General features: G+C 46.6%; 19 protein-coding genes. 18 read left to right on the top strand and 1 reads right to left on the bottom strand.

The window, feature by feature from the left end; all coding sequences use genetic code 11:
- The first annotated feature begins 93 nt into the window (after window positions 1-93).
- The 18 genes from ACFO5U_RS09450 (at window position 94) to fabZ (ending at window position 16,126) form a co-directional block, all read left to right on the top strand.
- A complete protein-coding gene (locus ACFO5U_RS09450) occupies window positions 94-2,265 on the top strand; it encodes an EAL domain-containing protein (RefSeq protein ID WP_377278700.1) in 2,172 nt (723 codons plus the stop codon).
- A gap of 137 nt (window positions 2,266-2,402) precedes the next feature.
- Window positions 2,403-3,032: a uracil phosphoribosyltransferase gene (upp, locus tag ACFO5U_RS09445; protein ID WP_377278698.1), complete on the top strand. Its 630-nt coding sequence runs from the start codon at window positions 2,403-2,405 to the stop codon at window positions 3,030-3,032.
- Between the two features lie 19 nt (window positions 3,033-3,051).
- The gene (gene wecB / locus ACFO5U_RS09440; RefSeq protein WP_377278696.1) at window positions 3,052-4,170 is read left to right on the top strand and encodes a non-hydrolyzing UDP-N-acetylglucosamine 2-epimerase; all 1,119 of its coding nucleotides are present in this window, start codon (window positions 3,052-3,054) and stop codon (window positions 4,168-4,170) included.
- Between the two features lie 505 nt (window positions 4,171-4,675).
- Entirely contained in the window at window positions 4,676-4,897 is a 222-nt protein-coding gene (locus ACFO5U_RS09435) for an AtpZ/AtpI family protein (RefSeq protein ID WP_215108668.1), read from the top strand.
- Window positions 4,898-4,900: 3 nt separating this feature from the next.
- Entirely contained in the window at window positions 4,901-5,272 is a 372-nt protein-coding gene (locus ACFO5U_RS09430) for an ATP synthase subunit I (protein WP_377278694.1), read from the top strand.
- 28 nt (window positions 5,273-5,300) lie between these two features.
- Window positions 5,301-6,011: a F0F1 ATP synthase subunit A gene (gene atpB / locus ACFO5U_RS09425; RefSeq protein ID WP_377278693.1), complete on the top strand. Its 711-nt coding sequence runs from the start codon at window positions 5,301-5,303 to the stop codon at window positions 6,009-6,011.
- Between the two features lie 58 nt (window positions 6,012-6,069).
- Window positions 6,070-6,294 (top strand): F0F1 ATP synthase subunit C, encoded by a 225-nt coding sequence (atpE, locus tag ACFO5U_RS09420; RefSeq protein ID WP_215108662.1) that lies wholly within the window; start codon window positions 6,070-6,072, stop codon window positions 6,292-6,294.
- 172 nt (window positions 6,295-6,466) lie between these two features.
- A complete protein-coding gene (gene atpF / locus ACFO5U_RS09415; protein ID WP_377278691.1) occupies window positions 6,467-6,988 on the top strand; it encodes a F0F1 ATP synthase subunit B in 522 nt (173 codons plus the stop codon).
- On the top strand, window positions 6,985-7,515 hold the full coding sequence (locus ACFO5U_RS09410) for a F0F1 ATP synthase subunit delta (RefSeq protein WP_377278689.1): 531 nt from the start codon (window positions 6,985-6,987) through the stop codon (window positions 7,513-7,515). The genes atpF and ACFO5U_RS09410 overlap by 4 nt, the downstream gene beginning before the upstream one ends.
- Before the next feature lie 28 nt (window positions 7,516-7,543).
- Window positions 7,544-9,052 (top strand): F0F1 ATP synthase subunit alpha, encoded by a 1,509-nt coding sequence (gene atpA, locus ACFO5U_RS09405; protein WP_377278688.1) that lies wholly within the window; start codon window positions 7,544-7,546, stop codon window positions 9,050-9,052.
- 47 nt (window positions 9,053-9,099) lie between these two features.
- Window positions 9,100-9,957, top strand: a complete 858-nt coding sequence (gene atpG / locus ACFO5U_RS09400; protein ID WP_377278686.1) for an ATP synthase F1 subunit gamma — start codon at window positions 9,100-9,102, stop codon at window positions 9,955-9,957.
- A gap of 163 nt (window positions 9,958-10,120) precedes the next feature.
- Window positions 10,121-11,536, top strand: coding sequence for a F0F1 ATP synthase subunit beta (atpD, locus tag ACFO5U_RS09395; protein WP_377278684.1), 1,416 nt, complete (start codon window positions 10,121-10,123; stop codon window positions 11,534-11,536).
- A 24-nt stretch (window positions 11,537-11,560) separates the two neighbouring features.
- A complete protein-coding gene (locus ACFO5U_RS09390; protein ID WP_377278682.1) occupies window positions 11,561-11,965 on the top strand; it encodes a F0F1 ATP synthase subunit epsilon in 405 nt (134 codons plus the stop codon).
- Between the two features lie 170 nt (window positions 11,966-12,135).
- Entirely contained in the window at window positions 12,136-12,369 is a 234-nt protein-coding gene (locus ACFO5U_RS09385; protein WP_377278680.1) for a DUF1146 family protein, read from the top strand.
- Window positions 12,370-12,738: 369 nt separating this feature from the next.
- Complete coding sequence (gene murA / locus ACFO5U_RS09380; RefSeq protein WP_377278679.1) at window positions 12,739-14,037, top strand: UDP-N-acetylglucosamine 1-carboxyvinyltransferase; 1,299 nt, start codon at window positions 12,739-12,741, stop codon at window positions 14,035-14,037.
- A 245-nt stretch (window positions 14,038-14,282) separates the two neighbouring features.
- Window positions 14,283-15,278, top strand: coding sequence for a rod shape-determining protein (gene mreB, locus ACFO5U_RS09375; RefSeq protein ID WP_377278677.1), 996 nt, complete (start codon window positions 14,283-14,285; stop codon window positions 15,276-15,278).
- A gap of 112 nt (window positions 15,279-15,390) precedes the next feature.
- Window positions 15,391-15,654, top strand: a complete 264-nt coding sequence (locus ACFO5U_RS09370) for a DNA-directed RNA polymerase subunit beta (RefSeq protein ID WP_377278675.1) — start codon at window positions 15,391-15,393, stop codon at window positions 15,652-15,654.
- A gap of 31 nt (window positions 15,655-15,685) precedes the next feature.
- Window positions 15,686-16,126, top strand: a complete 441-nt coding sequence (gene fabZ, locus ACFO5U_RS09365; protein ID WP_215108682.1) for a 3-hydroxyacyl-ACP dehydratase FabZ — start codon at window positions 15,686-15,688, stop codon at window positions 16,124-16,126.
- Between the two features lie 61 nt (window positions 16,127-16,187).
- On the opposite strand, the gene ACFO5U_RS09360 is transcribed toward fabZ, so the two are convergent.
- On the bottom strand, window positions 16,188-16,634 hold the full coding sequence (locus ACFO5U_RS09360; protein WP_377278673.1) for a YwpF family protein: 447 nt from the start codon (window positions 16,632-16,634) through the stop codon (window positions 16,188-16,190).
- Window positions 16,635-16,849 lie beyond the last annotated feature (215 nt).

Genomic DNA, 16,849 nt, shown 5'->3' with positions numbered 1-16,849 from the left:
CTTTGCTTCATAAGAATACAGAAGTGAATAAAGCCGCCCTTGTTTGGCGGCTTTTTTTCCCTATACATAACAGGAAAATCGGGAGGGTCGCGTATGCAATATGAAATCCAAGAAGACCGAAAAGTGATTATAGATTGGCTGCGCCGTTTGGGAATCGAATTTCATACGAGTTTTGTCGTAGTGAATCCAGAAGTTCCCGACCACCCGATTGCCTATGCGAACGATGCATTTTTTGAAATGACCGGCTATATCGAAGAAGATGTTATAGGAAAAAACGGCAAATTTCTCCATGGGTCCAAGACAGATCAGGACACCGGCAAACAAATCCGTGAATCGACCGCCACCAATCAGGCGGGTGTCTTTGAAATTGTCAATTACCGAAAAGACGGTACGCCGTTCTGGAATGAAATCACCGTTCAGCCGCTGCTGTTTCCTGAGAAATCTTTGCGCTATACCTTGATGCTCCAACGGGACATAAGCGATAGGAAACGGGCTGAAATCTTAATCGAGCTCCAAAAAGAAACGTATAGAGGCATTGAAAAAGGCAATATGCTGGGAGAGCTGCTGCAAAATATTTGCGGAACAGCAGAATCGTTTTTCCTCGATGGCGCAAGCTGTACAGTGTTGTTGGTAGATGAAGCTCAGCGGTTCCAGGTAGCTGCGGCCAAGTCGATGCCGGAAGAATTTATTAAAGTCATGCGCAGCATGCCAGTAGACACGGACTATAGCCCATGCGGATCCGCTTTTCTCGAAAAGAGGCCGGCCATTATCGAAGATGTTCCCAAAAATCACTTTGGAATCGAGCAGCAAGAAGTGCTAAGCCGCTTTAATATAAAAGCGATTTGGTCAATACCGATATTTAATGGAAAAGACGAAGCAATCGGAACGTTTGGCATTTATTTTCCAACTGCGTATACGCCAAGGGACAATGATTTATCATTTATGGAAGAAATCGCATCAATTGCTGCCTTAGCAATCAAGTTTTCCCATCAGCAAGAAGAGATTTTACGGCTAGCCTATATTGATGAAGAATCAGGCTTGCCGAACCGCCATTATTTCCGTACAGAACTCAATGAGTTGTTGAAAGAAGGCAAGGAAGGGTTTGTCGCTTTTCTATCGGCAGATGAATTTCTGAAAATCAGCGATCAATACGGCCATCGGGCAGGAAACGAGTTGAGCCGTGAGCTTGGGCGCCGTCTCGTGCTGGCAGGAGGCACTGGTGAAAAACTAGTCGCCCGTTACTCTGATTCCAGACTGGCCATATTCAGTGCGATTCCCTTAACGGATGCACCTGAATACTTGGAACATATTTTGAGTAGTCTGCGCGAGCCGGTGACGATCAACGAGATGGATTTGTTTTTGGCGATTAAAGTCGGTGTCGCCATCGTCACTCCGGCTCAGCAAAACGCAGAAGAATTGATCCGTTGTGCCGATAGTGCTTTATCGAAAGCGAAAGAGCGCGTCGGGGAAGCGATCTGCTATTTCGAGAATGAGCAAGATGAAGTCATGATGCGCGATCTTCGCGTTGCCAACGCGCTCACCATAGCGCTCAAGCGCAAGGAAATCAGTGTCTACTTGCAGCCGAAAGTGGCGCTTGAAAGCCGTGAAATACTTGGCTTTGAAGCGCTTGCCCGTTGGAAATCACCGGACCTTGGCGATATATCACCCGCCATTTTCATCCCGGCTGCCGAGAAGAACGGCAAGATCCGCCAGCTCGAACAACATGTTATCGAACAAGTTCTGTCTTGGCTGAAAAAACGGCAAGATCAGGGAATGACATTGCGCCAAGTGGCGATCAATATTTCAGCAGACCATTTTTTCCACCATTCGTTCGTGCCATATCTTGTCGATGAAACAACCAGTTGCGGTATCGACCCGAAATGGATTCAGCTAGAAATCACCGAACGCATCGGCGTTGTGGATATCGATACAGCCGGGACGGTTTTTGCGCAGTTGAAAAAGTATGGATTTGCAACTTCCATTGATGATTTTGGCACCGGCTATTCGTCGCTAAGCTACTTGCAGAAGCTGCCTGTCGAAGAAATCAAGATTGACCGTTCGTTCATTTCCAATATCGATGAGCGGGGGACGCGTGCAGTCATCCAGACCATTATTCAACTGGCGGATAATTTAGGGCTGCGTGCCGTAGCCGAAGGCGTTGAAACTGAATTGGATCGTACCCAATTGCTTGAAATGGGCTGTACCGTCGCCCAAGGCTTTTTGTTCCACCGTCCGATGCCGATCGATGAAGCACATTTACTTTAACCGGAGCCTCGAGCTTCGGTTTTTTATTTTGCCCGAAAAAGATGACTGAATAATGCCAATGCACGAGGTGGGCTCTCGCTGCATTGATTTTCTGTTATACTGTTTAGGAAAATGTATGAATAAAGGAGAGATATACTGTGGGAAAAGTATTCGTTTTTGATCATCCGCTGATTCAGCATAAACTGACGTACATCCGCGACAAATCAACTGGGACAAAAGAATTCCGTGAATTGGTCGACGAGATTTCAACCTTGATGGCATTCGAAATTACACGTGAACTGCCGCTTCAGGAAATCGAAGTGGAAACGCCGGTCCAACTCGCCAAATCAAATGTCCTTGCAGGGAAAAAGCTCGGCATCGTGCCGATCTTGCGTGCAGGCATCGGAATGGTCGATGGCGTCTTGAAATTGATTCCAGCAGCAAAAGTGGGACATATCGGTTTGTATCGCGATCCGGAAACTTTGCAGCCAGTGGAGTATTACTTTAAAATGCCTTCCGATGTATCCGAACGCGAATTGATCGTCGTCGACCCGATGCTTGCGACAGGCGGCTCGGCAATCGAAGCTGTCAACTCGCTGAAAAAGCGTGGAGCGACTAAAATCAAATTCATGTGCATCATCGCAGCACCTGAAGGCGTCGAAGCTTTGCAAAAAGCACATCCGGATGTGGATATCTATATCGCAGCGCTCGATGAGAAGTTGAACGAAAAAGGATATATCGTGCCAGGCCTTGGCGATGCTGGAGATCGCTTGTTCGGAACAAAATAAGAAAGCGGGTTGATCAGTAGTGACGAAAAAATGGAAAGTGATGACGATTTTCGGTACACGCCCAGAAGCGATTAAAATGGCGCCTCTTGTTTTGGAATTACAAAAGCATCCTGAGACGATCGAACCGCTCGTTACAGTAACGGCCCAGCATCGCCAAATGCTCGACCAAGTGCTGGAAACATTCGGCATCACGCCTGATTTTGACTTGAACATCATGAAAGAACGCCAAACTTTAAGTGATGTGACCGTCCGGGCTATGCAAGGGCTAGACGAAGTGATGAAAGAAGCGAAACCGGATATCGTATTGGTTCATGGAGACACGACCACGACATTCGCCGCAAGCTTAGCTGCTTTGTATAACCAAATTGCCATTGGCCATGTTGAAGCCGGCCTACGTACCCACAATAAATATTCTCCATTCCCGGAAGAGATGAACCGCCAATTGACAGGAGTCATGGCAGATATCCATTTTGCGCCGACTGAAAAGTCTGCACAAAACTTGCGCAATGAGAATAAAAAAGAAGAAACGATTTATATTACAGGAAACACGGCAATCGATGCCTTGCAAACGACGGTGCGAGAAAACTACCATCATCCAGTGCTCGATCATATCGGCAGCGACCGGATGATATTGTTGACGGCACACCGCCGTGAAAACTTGGGAGAGCCGATGCGCAATATGTTCCGGGCAATCAAGCGCTTGATCGAAGAACATGACGATATTCAAGTGGTCTACCCAGTCCACATGAACCCGGCTGTTCGGGAAGTGGCGGATGAAGTTCTTGGCCGCGACCCACGCATTCATTTAATCGAACCACTCGAAGTGCTGGATTTCCATAACTTTGCGGCGCAATCCTATTTCATTCTGACCGATTCAGGAGGCGTGCAAGAAGAAGCTCCGTCTCTTGGAAAACCGGTCTTGGTGCTGCGGGATACGACAGAGCGTCCGGAAGGCATCGACGCCGGCACATTAAAACTTGCCGGAACTGACGAGGAAACGATTTATCGTCTCGGAAAAGAACTGCTGACGGATCCTGAGGCATATGAAGCGATGTCCAAAGCGTCGAACCCATACGGCGACGGCAAAGCTTCACAGCGCATTGTTAAAGCTTTGCATAAATATTTCGGCGAGTTGTAGGGGGGATGAGGGAGCGGGGGAGTGTTTTTGTACAGCCGCTTCCGCTTTTCTTGATGTCTAGCGTCAGCAGCCAGACCCTCGAGGTTACAAGCCACTTTGCTTATGCGGCAAAAGGCGCCGCGCCAGCAAATCGTCTTGTGCTTGTCGAGTCTAAACGGCTGCCTTCGCTTTTCTTTGTCTAGCTCGAGCGCCTAGCTCCTCGGGTCATAAGTCGTCCCAGCATTGCGGCAAAGGGCGCCGCATTGCCGGTTCGTCTTACGCCTGTCGGAGCTGAACAGGCGCTCTCGCTTTTATTGTTATAAATTTGTCAATCGTATGTCGGTGTAAAATGGCTTGTGAAGTTTTTCACTACATGCAATTGACATGATTTTACCCCTATTGTATGCTTACAAAGGGTCTGCATGAGAAGGTTTTCATACATAATGGATGTGCTTTTGAAAGCCTGATGCGACTGCTCTGTTTAAGAGTTTAATGTCAAATCATTATGAATTTCGAGGGGTTTATCATGCACCCGAAAAAAAGTCCCTTACAAGCGATGGCGATTTATTCTGCCATCCTCTCACAACTTGTCGGATCCGTGCTTATCGGAGTCTTTGCAGGAATGTGGCTTGATGAGCAATTCGGAACCGCCCCGCTTTTTTTGATCATTTGCTTGCTGGTCGGCCTTAGTGCCGGTGTGTGGGCGATGCTTCAGACCGTGCGAAAATTCGATTCAGGAGACATGTAGAAAATGGATGGACTTAGAGAGATCTATAATAGACTGAAGAGGCTGATGTATTTCATCCTCGCAGCGTTCGTGATCGGGTGGGGGTTTACTCCGTATCCGGAAGTGTTCGCTGGCCTTATCATCGGGTCTCTGTTCGGCATTTACAATATGTGGATCTTGGTTCGACGGATGGAAAAATTTGACCGGGCGGTAACAGAAGGCTCGAGGGTTCGTTCTCTTGGAACGGCATTACGGTTTGCATCAGGTGTTGCGGCTGTGGCGATGGCCATTTTGTTCGCTGAGCACATTCACTTGATCAGTACGGTAATCGGGTTGATGATCCCCTATGGTCTCCTTTTGGTGGAGCGGATCGTTCATCACATGAAACACCATTAAAGAAAGCTGAAAGAGAGGTGAAATTATCGTGGATCATGGCGCTCCTATGTATCAACTGTTCGGGATATGGTTCAACTTGTCGAACGTTATGATGCTGCTTGTAGCCGCTCTTATCGTTTTCCTTATCGCGTTCGTCTCTACCCGAAACATGAAGCTGAAGCCGACTGGCATGCAGAACTTCATGGAGTGGATTATGGACTTCGTAAAAGGAATCATTAAAAGCAACATGGATTGGAAAGATGGCGGACGGTTCCATGTGCTTGGAATTACGCTGATCATGTTCATTTTCGTTTCGAACATGCTTGGACTACCATTTTCTGTAATTGTCAATGGCGACGTATGGTGGAAATCTCCAACAGCCGATCCGACTGTTACAATGTCCTTGGCTGCAATGATCATCATTTTAAGCCATTACTACGGGCTTAAACTGAAGGGCTTGAAAGGATATAGTGCGGATTTCTTGAAACCGATGCCATTCCTTTTCCCGCTCAAAATCATTGAAGAATTCGCAAATACGCTGACACTCGGTCTGCGTCTTTACGGTAATGTTTACGCTGGGGAGATTTTGTTGAGTTTATTGGCAGGTCTCGCCGGAGCAAGTATCTTAGGATTTGCGAGTGCAATCTTGCCGATGATGGCATGGCAAGGCTTCTCGATCTTTATCGGGACTATCCAAGCGTTCATTTTCGTTATGTTAACGATGGTTTATCTATCGCATAAAGTCAGCGAAGACCATTGAGTATAAACTGCTCTTTGAGCAAACAAAAAAACAACTATCCTGAGGAGGACACATTACAATGACAGGTTCATTAGGTTTATTAGCAGCAGCAATCGCAGTAGGTTTGGCAGCACTAGGTGCAGGTATTGGTAACGGACTTATCGTTTCAAAAACAGTTGAAGGTATCGCTCGCCAGCCAGAAGCTCGCGGCGTTCTTCAAACAACAATGTTCATCGGTGTAGCACTAGTTGAGGCCGTGCCGATCATCGCTGTAGTTATCGCGTTCATCGTTATGAACCAGTAGTCTTCAGCACTTTATACAAAAAGCTAAATGGCGGGAATGCTTCGGCATGTTTTTCGCCATTTATGCTTGTATGATGCATTTTGGAATTCGACAGCACATCTAACATGATTTTAAGAAATATATATTAATAGTAGAAAAAGTATTTTAGGCTCTTGAAGGGAGTGAAACAATCGTGTTTTTTGATCACCTCGTACTCGGTGCAACCGGGGAGTTTTTAAATATTGGAGACATCATCGCAACTTTGGTCATCTTCTTGCTGTTGATGGCTTTGTTGAAAAAATTTGCTTGGGGTCCATTGATGGGCATTATGCAGCAGCGTGAAGATTTGATCGCAAGTGAAATCGAAACTGCTGAAAAAAGCCGTCAGGAATCACAGCAAATGCTTGATGAGCAACGCGCCCTTTTGAAGGATGCCCGTAACCAAGCGCAGGAAATCGTTGAAAATGCCAAGAAACAAGGCGAAGTTTCTCGTGAGGAAATCGTTACTACAGCTCGTGCTGAGTCGGCACGCATGAAAGAACAAACAGTGGCAGAGATTGCCAATGAGCGTGAAAAAGCGATCGCAGCAGTGCGTGAAGAAGTTGTCGCATTGTCCTTGCTAGCAGCTACGAAAGTGTTGGAGAAAGAAATTTCTGAGGAAGACAACCGTCAGTTGATTAACGAAACGATTGCGAAGGCAGGCGAAGTGCAATGAGCCAAGTCGCTGAGCGCTACGCATCGGCCTTATTCCAAGTCGCGAAAGAACATAACTTAAGCTTGGAAGTTGAGCAGGATCTTCGCGAAGTCCGCAAGGTTTTCGAAATGACTCCTGAACTTTACCAATTGATTGTTTCCCCGAAACTTTCATCTGAAAAACGCACCAACCTGATCAATGAAGTGTTCCAAGGGGCAAACCCTTACGTAATCAACACACTTCAATTGATGGCAGAGCGCAGACGCATGAACGAAGTCAGCGAACTGACACAGGCATATATACAGCTTTCTAACGTAGAGCAGGGAATTGAAGATGCGAAAGTCTACTCGACTCGTCCATTGACAGAAGAAGAGGCAGCCTCTATTTCCACTGTATTCGCGAAAAGCATCGGCAAGAATTCTTTACGGATTGAAAACGTAATCGACCCATCGTTGATCGGTGGATTGCGCCTTCAAATCGGCAACCGCATCTATGACAGCAGCGTCAGCACGAAACTTGCTCGCCTGCAGCGTCAATTGATCGGCTAATTTATGAAATTATGAGAGGGTGACATACATGAGCATCAAAGCTGAAGAAATCAGCAATCTGATTAAGCAACAGATTGAAAACTATCAATCAGAGATGAAAGTTGACGAAGTCGGTACAGTCATCACGATTGGTGACGGTATCGCTCGCGCTCATGGCCTCGACAACATCATGGCTGGAGAACTCGTAGAATTCTCCACTGGTGCAATGGGTATGGCACAAAACTTGGAAGCCAACAACGTTGGTATCATCATCCTTGGGCCATTCGCAGACATCAAAGAAGGCGATGAAGTACGTCGAACTGGCCGTATTATGGAAGTACCGGTAGGAGAAGAACTTATCGGGCGCGTAGTAAATCCACTGGGACAGCCTGTTGATGGTCTTGGACCGATTAACACGACTAAATCCCGTCCAATTGAAAGCCCAGCACAAGGCGTAATGGCTCGTAAATCGGTCCATGAACCGCTTCAAACTGGTATCAAAGCGATCGATGCACTTGTGCCGATCGGCCGCGGACAGCGCGAATTGATCATCGGTGACCGTCAGACTGGTAAAACATCTGTCGCAATCGATACGATCTTGAACCAAGGTGACCAAGACATGATCTGTATTTACGTAGCAATCGGCCAAAAAGAGTCGACTGTACGTAACGTAGTTGAGACGTTCCGCAAAAACGGCGCGCTTGATTACACAATTGTCGTAACGGCATCTGCTTCACAGCCAGCTCCACTTCTATACTTGGCTCCGTATGCAGGTATCACAATGGCTGAAGACTTTATGTTCGATGGCAAGCACGTCTTGATCGTCTATGATGATCTCACAAAACAAGCATCTGCTTACCGTGAACTTTCACTCTTGCTTCGTCGTCCTCCGGGCCGTGAAGCTTACCCAGGTGACGTTTTCTATCTTCACTCACGCCTTCTTGAGCGCGCAGCGAAGTTGAACGAAACACTTGGTGCAGGATCGATCACTGCTTTGCCGTTCGTTGAAACGCAAGCAGGCGATATCTCTGCATATATCCCGACAAACGTGATCTCGATTACGGATGGCCAGATCTTCCTGCAATCAGATCTATTCTTCGCCGGTGTACGTCCGGCAATCAACGCTGGTCTATCTGTATCCCGTGTAGGTGGTTCAGCTCAGATCAAAGCGATGAAGAAAGTTGCGGGTACGCTGCGTCTTGACCTAGCGGCTTACCGCGAATTGGAGTCCTTCTCCCAGTTCGGTTCTGACCTCGACCCAGCAACAGCTGCGAAACTCGAGCGCGGAAAACGCACAGTTGAAGTTCTCAAGCAGGACTTGAACAACCCAATCAAAGTTGAAAAACAAGTAGTTATCTTCTATGCATTGACTCGTGGATTCCTTGATGATATTCCTGTTCAAGACATCACACGTTTCGAAGCTGAATTGACTAGCTGGCTGGATACGAACCACACGAATGTTTTGGAGACCATCCGCACAACTCAAGGATTGCCATCTGATGATGAATTCGGTACTGCAATCAACGAATTCAAGCATACGTTCGCAAAATCAGAATAAGCTCCTGGAAGGATCGGAAGAAAAAATAACAAGGTGGTGAAATACCAGTGGCATCTTTACGCGATATAAAAACACGTATTACGTCAACTAAGAAAACTAGCCAGATTACCAAAGCGATGCAGATGGTTTCGGCTTCTAAACTGAACAAAGCGGAAGTGAATGCGAAAGCTTTTGTTCCTTATATGGAGAAGATTCAGGATGTTGTCGCTTCAATCGCAGCGGGTTCTAACGACGTGAGCAATCCTATGATGGTGGCACGTCCTGTTAAGAAAACGGCATATTTGGTTATTACATCTGACCGTGGTCTCGTTGGTGGCTATAACAGTAATATTTTGCGTACTGTCATGAGCAGAATCAACGCGCGCCATACGTCAAATGACGAGTTTGTCATCCTTAGCGTCGGACGGAAAGGCCGTGACTTCTTTGCGAAGAAAGGCTTTAACATCATCGAAAGCTCGATCGGGCTTCCGGATCATCCGACGTTTGCGGATATCAAGGAAATAACGCGCAAAGCTGTTGGTATGTTCGCAGAAGGTACGTATGACGAAGTTTATATGTACTATAACCATTATGTTTCTGCCATCGCCCAGGAAGTAACCGAAAAGAAAGTGCTGCCGTTGACTGATATTCAGGCAACAGGATCGACTGCTTCGTACGAGTTCGACCCATCAGCAGAAGCGATTCTGGAAGTTCTTCTTCCACAATACGCGGAAAGCTTGATTTTTGGTGCACTGCTGGACGGCAAAGCAAGTGAGCATGCTGCTTCCATGACAGCAATGAAGAGCGCAACAGACAACGCATCAGAATTGATCGGCGATCTGACGCTTGTCTACAACCGTGCACGCCAAGCTGCGATCACTCAGGAAATCACAGAAATCGTCGGCGGAGCCGCGGCTTTAGAGTAAGAAAAGCGAAGACGGCCGTTTAGGCCCGACAAGCAAAATGGCTTGTGACCTCGAGGGCCTGGCCGTCGGAGACTAGACACAAAGAAAAGCGAAAGCGAAAGCGGCCGATAAAGCCGCTCGAGCTTTTAATAAGTTCAATAAATGTAAGACAGGAGGGAACAGCATGAACACAGGACACGTTCTTCAGGTTATGGGTCCGGTTGTAGACGTAAAGTTTTCCAATGGACAACTTCCAGCGATCTACAACGCCCTAACTGTTAATATTAATCGTCCCAACCAAGCGCAAACGACTTTGACTCTTGAAGTTGCTTTGCACCTCGGCGACGATACAGTTCGTACCATCGCAATGGAATCCACTGACGGATTGCAGCGCGGTTCAGAAGTAACCGATTTGGGCAGAGCAATTTCTGTTCCTGTCGGAGAAGCTACACTAGGACGCGTATTTAACGTACTTGGTGAAGTAATCGACTTGGGCGAGGAAATTCCGGAATCAGGTCGTCGCGACCCGATTCACCGTTCTGCTCCTACATTCGAGCACCTTTCCACAGAAGTTGAAATCCTTGAAACTGGTATCAAAGTTGTTGACTTGCTTGCCCCTTACATCAAAGGTGGTAAAATCGGCCTCTTCGGTGGTGCCGGTGTAGGTAAAACTGTTTTGATCCAGGAATTGATCAACAACATCGCGCAAGAACACGGTGGTCTATCCGTATTCGCAGGTGTTGGTGAACGTACTCGCGAAGGGAACGACTTGTTCCACGAAATGAGCGAGTCCGGCGTTATCAAGAAAACTGCAATGGTCTTCGGACAAATGAACGAGCCACCAGGCGCACGTATGCGTGTTGCTTTGACTGGTTTGACGATGGCAGAATACTTCCGTGATGACCAAGGCGCAGACGTTCTTTTGTTCATCGATAACATTTTCCGCTTCACGCAAGCAGGTTCTGAAGTATCCGCCCTTCTTGGCCGTATGCCATCAGCGGTAGGTTACCAGCCGACACTTGCAACGGAAATGGGTCAATTGCAAGAGCGTATCACGACAACTAGCGCAGGTTCTGTAACGTCTATCCAAGCGATTTACGTTCCAGCCGATGACTATACGGATCCGGCTCCTGCAACAACGTTTGCCCACCTTGATGCAACGACTAACCTTGAGCGTAAACTTTCTGAGATGGGTATCTATCCAGCGGTAGATCCACTTGCTTCTACATCTCGCGCATTGTCTCCTGAAATCGTTGGCGAAGAGCATTACGGTGTTTCCCGCCAGGTTCAAGAAACTTTGCAGCGCTACAGAGAGCTTCAGGATATCATTGCGATCCTTGGTATGGATGAATTGAGTGATGAGGATAAGTTGACCGTTAACCGCGCTCGCCGTATCCAAAACTTCTTGTCTCAAAACTTCCACGTTGCTGAACAGTTCACAGGCCAAAAAGGTTCTTATGTGCCAGTTCAGGAAACGATCAAAGGCTTCCAGGCAATCCTTGCAGGCAAATACGATCATCTTCCGGAAGATGCATTCCGTTTAGTCGGCCGCATCGAAGAAGTTATCGAAAAAGCTAAAAGCATGGGCGTAGAAGTCTAAAATCAGGGACCAGGAGGGAAAAAAATGAAGACCATTTCAGTCAATATTGTCACTCCCGACGGCCCAGTATACGATTCAGATGTTTCTATGGTGATTGCAGTTACAGCAACCGGTGAGATGGGTGTTTTGCCCGGTCACATTCCTACAGTAGCTCCTCTTGGAATCGGCGCAGTCCGGTTAAAGAAAGAAAACTCGACGGAATTGGTCGCTGTAAGCGGTGGGTTCCTTGAAATCCGCCCTGAAAAAGTGACGATTCTTGCTCAATCAGCAGAACGTTCGACTGAAATCGACTTGTCGCGTGCGCAGGAATCTGCAAAGCGTGCTGAAGCACTTCTTCAGGCAAGAAAAGATGAGATCGACTATAAGCGTGCAGAATTGGCGCTAAAACGTGCGATGAATCGTATCAACGTTTATGAGGGTAACATTTAATAAAATGGACGGACAAAAGCGATTTGCTTTCGTCCGTCTTTTCTATTTCATAGGTTTTGGAAAACTTGCGTGAGCTATACAAAGCAGCATAATTAACAGTTATACTAACAACAGGAGTATTTCATATTATTAGAGAAAACTTGAATCGCAAGTTGAAAGGAGAGCAACAAATGGAGATGTACATTGGACAGCAGGCGTTAATTTCGATTTTTAGCCATATCTTTTTTACAGGCGTTTCATTCTATGCGCTCCGTGCCGTCATGTTCGACAAATGGATTCGCAAACATCATGTCTTGCAAGCGCAGATTTTATACATCTTTCTAAGCATCGCTATTGGCACAACGGTCTCGTCATTTTTCTTGGAAATCTCAGCCTGGTCACGGCAATTGCCTTATTTGTTCTAGCATGGCCGGTTTGCCATAATAATGCAGGCCGTTGCTATGGCAAACCGGCAATGATTTACTATTTCCCGGGAAATAATCACCGGAAACGGGTTTAATCCTACTATAGTAGGGAAAGGAATTACTGTAATCATTTTGTAATATTTACTCTTCAGCAACGGACATAAAGAAAAAATTGTGAACGAACAACTGAAGGTATATCGAGTTTTTGATAAGAAAGCCCAGTAATGGTTGTTTCTTATTAAAAAACAGGGTATTATAGATAAGGTTTTCAAATTTAATCTATAACCAACCAACAAATGACAGATGAACAGTAAAAACTAACTGATGGGCTGTATATAAAGGATTATTAAACACATGGAGGGCTTTGCATTGGATCATATCATCGTTAAAGGCGGAAAAAGGCTACAAGGGAAAGTAAGGGTTGAAGGAGCGAAAAATGCGGTTTTGCCTGTATTGGCAGGAGCATTGCTTGCAAGTGAAGGCAAAAGCCTTATCACAGAAGTTCCAAACCTGGCAGATGTCTATACTATTCAAGAGGTGTTAAGAAGCTTGAATGTCGACATCGAATATTTCCCAGAAAAAAATGAGATGCACATCGATGCATCTGCGACATTATCGAGTGAAGCGCAATTCGAGTATGTCCGTAAAATGCGTGCATCAATTTTAGTCATGGGACCTGTCCTAGCGCGCAATGGATTTGCGCGCGTAGCATTGCCAGGCGGCTGTGCAATCGGCTCCCGTCCGATCGACCAGCACTTGAAAGGTTTCGAAGCGATGGGCGCGAACATTACGTTCGGCAATGGCTTTGTCGAAGCGAAAACAGAAGGCCGTTTACGCGGTGCTAAAATCTACCTCGATTTCCCGAGTGTTGGCGCAACGGAGAACATCATGTCTGCTGCTGCACTTGCAGAGGGCGTGACAATCCTCGAAAATGCGGCGAAAGAGCCGGAAATCGTTGACCTTGCGAACTACATCAATGAAATGGGCGGAAACATCAAAGGTGCCGGTACGGACACGATGCGCATCGAAGGCGTCGAATCATTGCACGGCGCAGACCATTCCATCATTCCTGATCGTGTAGAAGCGGGAACTTTCATGGTAGCTGCAGCCATCACTGAAGGCGATGTCATCATCGAAAATGCTGTTCCGGAACATATGGCAGCCCTTATCTCGAAAATGGGTGAAATGGGCGTCAACATCGAAGAAACAGATGAAGGCTTGCGCATCCGTGCAACTCGTCCGCTTCGTTCTATCGATATCAAGACAATGCCTCATCCAGGATTCCCGACAGACATGCAATCCCAGATGATGTCATTGATGCTGACTGCTCAAGGCAATGGCATTTTGACAGAAACAGTTTTCGAAAATCGTTTCATGCACGTTGAAGAATTCCGCCGCATGAACGCATCGGTGAAGATCGAAGGACGTTCTGTCATCATGGAAGGCCCTTCTAAGTTGCAAGGAGCACAAGTATCAGCGACAGACCTTCGTGCAGCTGCTGCACTGATCCTGGCTGGACTCGCTGCTGAGGGCATCACACGCGTCCACGAATTGTATCATTTGGATCGTGGATACGTTGATTTCCATTTAAAGCTTGCGGCTTTAGGTGCTGACATCGAGCGCGTTTCTACTGAAACAAGCGAAGTAAAAGAAAAGCAATTGGTCTAATTCATCAAGAATTATACTTCATACTTTAAAAGCCTGCCGCACATCATTTGAGTGGCAGGCTTTTTCATGGGAATAAATGTTGGAAGTAATTCCGGGGAATTTTGTCAACGGTTGCAAGAATATGATAAAATTTTAACTAGCGCAGTTTGATATAGTCGCGTAATCATGAAACCGCAATCTTGTGGCATGGAAATGTGTCTTATGATGGACTATTGGATAGACAGAAATAGAAATGGGGCGGCAAAATGTTTTCGAAAGATATCGGCATCGATCTTGGAACAGCCAATGTGCTGATCTATGTAAAAGGAAAAGGCATTATTTTAAATGAGCCGTCTGTCGTTGCCATTGATAAGAAAAGCAATGAACTGATTGCGGTCGGTGTGGAAGCGCAGAAAATGATGGGGCGGACACCTCAGCATATCGCTGTCATACGACCGCTCAAAGACGGCGTTATCCACGATTTTGATATTACCGAATTAATGCTGAAGCATTTTATGCATATTTTGAAGCTGAAAGGCTTTATGGTCAAGCCACGGATTTTAATCTGTTGCCCAGCGAACATTACGAGCATCGAACAAAAAGCCATTCGTGAAGTCGCAGAAAAAGCAGGCGCACGGAAAGTATATGTGGAAGTCGAGCCGAAAGTGGCAGCGATTGGTGCAGGGCTCGATATTTATGGAGCGGATGCAAGCTTGGTGATTGATATCGGCGGGGGAACTTCCGATATTGCGGTGTTGACGATGGGGGAGATTGTCACGAGTGAAACCTTGAAAGTGGCAGGCGACCATTTTGACCAAGATATCCTTCATTACATAAAGAAACAATACAAATTATTGATCGGTGAACGGACTGCCGAAAAATTGAAAGTGGAATTGGGCACGCTAGCTGAAAGCGAAGAAGCGACGATGGATATTCGCGGACGAGATATGCTGACGGGCTATCCAAGAACCGTCACATTGAAGCGGTCTGAGATTACTGAAGCTTTGCGCGAATCAGCAGAATTAGTGGCAGAAGGTGTGCGTCTTGTGCTCGAGAAAACACCGCCTGAAATGGCATCGGATATCATCGACCGCGGTGGGGTGATGACAGGGGGCGGTGCGCTTCTCAGCGGAATGGACCGACTATTGGCGGAAAAGCTTGGCATATCGATCGTTGTTGCAGGAAATCCAAAAGAATGTGTAGTTCTTGGCACAGGCAAGATGCTGGAGGCAAAAAAAGATATTTTCCGTTCAAAACGATAAAATTCAAATTCCTGCCCTCATCTCTTGCGCTTTTTAGTATAATGGCAGGTAGTGAATCCTCATGCCAGCAGCACGCATATAGGGCATTTTGAGAAGAAAGGTTGACATAGCAATGGCACAATCACGAAAAAATGATTCTCCCCAGTCAGAACAACCGAATATGCAAGCGGAGCGTCCGCAGAAAAAGACTCGCTGGGTACAAATCCGATTGATTCCGATATGGCTGCGGATTCTCCTCGTCCTTGCCTTAATAGTGACCATGGCGGCTTTAGGCGCGATGGTAGGCTATGGCGTGCTTGGGGATGGCAATGCGGGTGATGCCCTTAAATGGGAGACATGGCAGCATATTTTAGATATTATGCGTGGCGAAACGTAATAGCCACAAAGTGTAGAAGGGAATGGAGTTTATGTTGACAACTGAACAATTACAAGCAATTCTGCCCCACCGTTACCCATTTTTAATGGTCGACCGGATTCTTGAAATCGAGGCAGGTAAAAAAGCGGTCGGACTGAAAAACGTCACCGCCAACGAAGATTATTTTAATGGCCATTTTCCCGGCTATCCAGTTATGCCGGGTGTCTTGATCGTTGAAGCATTGGCTCAAGTCGGTGCAGCTGCAGTTCTCCAGATGGAAGAAAATAAAGGGCGTTTGGCATTCTTCACAGGCATCGATAATTGCCGCTTCAAGCGCCAAGTTACCCCTGGAGACCAGTTGCGCCTGGAAGTTGAATTGACACGCCTGCGTGGTTCAATGGGCAAAGGGCATGCGATTGCGACTGTTGACGGAGAAATCGCTTGCGAATGCGATATTCTGTTTGCGCTTGGACCGGTAGCTGAAAAGAAATAATAGAAAAACGCCTGCTCATTCAAGGACCGTCTACGGACGGCCGCGAATAAGCAGGCGCTTTTTAGTTTTGGGATGATTTGGTCTCATCTTTTCGCAGCACGGGGCGCTCCCGCATATCGGATTCGAAACGTTCAAGCAGTTCTTGCCCCGCCAGTCCATCTTCAAGCAACTCCGACAACAAGGTTTCCGCATATTTTCTGCGTGCCCGTTTCAACGTGCCTTTCATGAGGATGGATACGTGATCGCCGATCTGCCTGACTGCATGAATGATCACTTCAAAAGTAGCCGGCTCATTTCCAGGGTAGGAAATCACGACTTTGACATCGTAGACATTACCGGTTTGTTTCATTTCGAGAAATGTCTCTTCGTGTTTTTTATCAACGAGCATCTCGAGCACCCAGGATCGGTGAGCGTTCTCCTGGTTGATGATGAGGCCGTCATGCAAAGGGTATTCAGTCAGCTCGTCCCCTTGGGCAACAGCTAACGACAGCATTTTAAAAGTCTTCATGCAATAATTCCTCCCAAACAACGCTTTGTTTTTAGTATAGCATAGCTCGGAAATAGCCGGCGAATGCGAAAAAAAGAAAAAACACGCTGTAACAAAATCGAGAATTCCGTTTCAACTCAAACCATTTAATGGTACGGGATTTTGGAATGTAAGGCTGATGAAATTCTTTTTCGCCGTTTGCGAATTCGGCAAATGACAGTGGGATTTCTTCCAAA

It is taken from the genome of Planococcus dechangensis (assembly GCF_042654465.1).
Taxonomy (GTDB): Bacteria; Bacillota; Bacilli; order Bacillales_A; family Planococcaceae; genus Planococcus; species Planococcus dechangensis.
This window is presented reverse-complemented; position numbering and strand designations above follow the sequence as displayed.

Bases quoted from the DNA above. Each gene is read 5' to 3' on its own strand.
- ACFO5U_RS09360 (WP_377278673.1), bottom strand. From the start codon at position 16,634: ATGAAGACTTTTAAAATGCTGTCGTTAGCTGTTGCCCAAGGGGACGAG.
- ACFO5U_RS09370 (WP_377278675.1), top strand. From the start codon at position 15,391: ATGGCACAATCACGAAAAAATGATTCTCCCCAGTCAGAACAACCGAAT.
- ACFO5U_RS09385 (WP_377278680.1), top strand. From the start codon at position 12,136: ATGGAGATGTACATTGGACAGCAGGCGTTAATTTCGATTTTTAGCCAT.
- mreB (WP_377278677.1), top strand. From the start codon at position 14,283: ATGTTTTCGAAAGATATCGGCATCGATCTTGGAACAGCCAATGTGCTG.
- ACFO5U_RS09390 (WP_377278682.1), top strand. From the start codon at position 11,561: ATGAAGACCATTTCAGTCAATATTGTCACTCCCGACGGCCCAGTATAC.
- ACFO5U_RS09430 (WP_377278694.1), top strand. From the start codon at position 4,901: ATGGATGGACTTAGAGAGATCTATAATAGACTGAAGAGGCTGATGTAT.
- atpA (WP_377278688.1), top strand. From the start codon at position 7,544: ATGAGCATCAAAGCTGAAGAAATCAGCAATCTGATTAAGCAACAGATT.
- atpE (WP_215108662.1), top strand. From the start codon at position 6,070: ATGACAGGTTCATTAGGTTTATTAGCAGCAGCAATCGCAGTAGGTTTG.
- ACFO5U_RS09410 (WP_377278689.1), top strand. From the start codon at position 6,985: ATGAGCCAAGTCGCTGAGCGCTACGCATCGGCCTTATTCCAAGTCGCG.
- ACFO5U_RS09450 (WP_377278700.1), top strand. From the start codon at position 94: ATGCAATATGAAATCCAAGAAGACCGAAAAGTGATTATAGATTGGCTG.
- fabZ (WP_215108682.1), top strand. From the start codon at position 15,686: ATGTTGACAACTGAACAATTACAAGCAATTCTGCCCCACCGTTACCCA.
- atpD (WP_377278684.1), top strand. From the start codon at position 10,121: ATGAACACAGGACACGTTCTTCAGGTTATGGGTCCGGTTGTAGACGTA.
- ACFO5U_RS09435 (WP_215108668.1), top strand. From the start codon at position 4,676: ATGCACCCGAAAAAAAGTCCCTTACAAGCGATGGCGATTTATTCTGCC.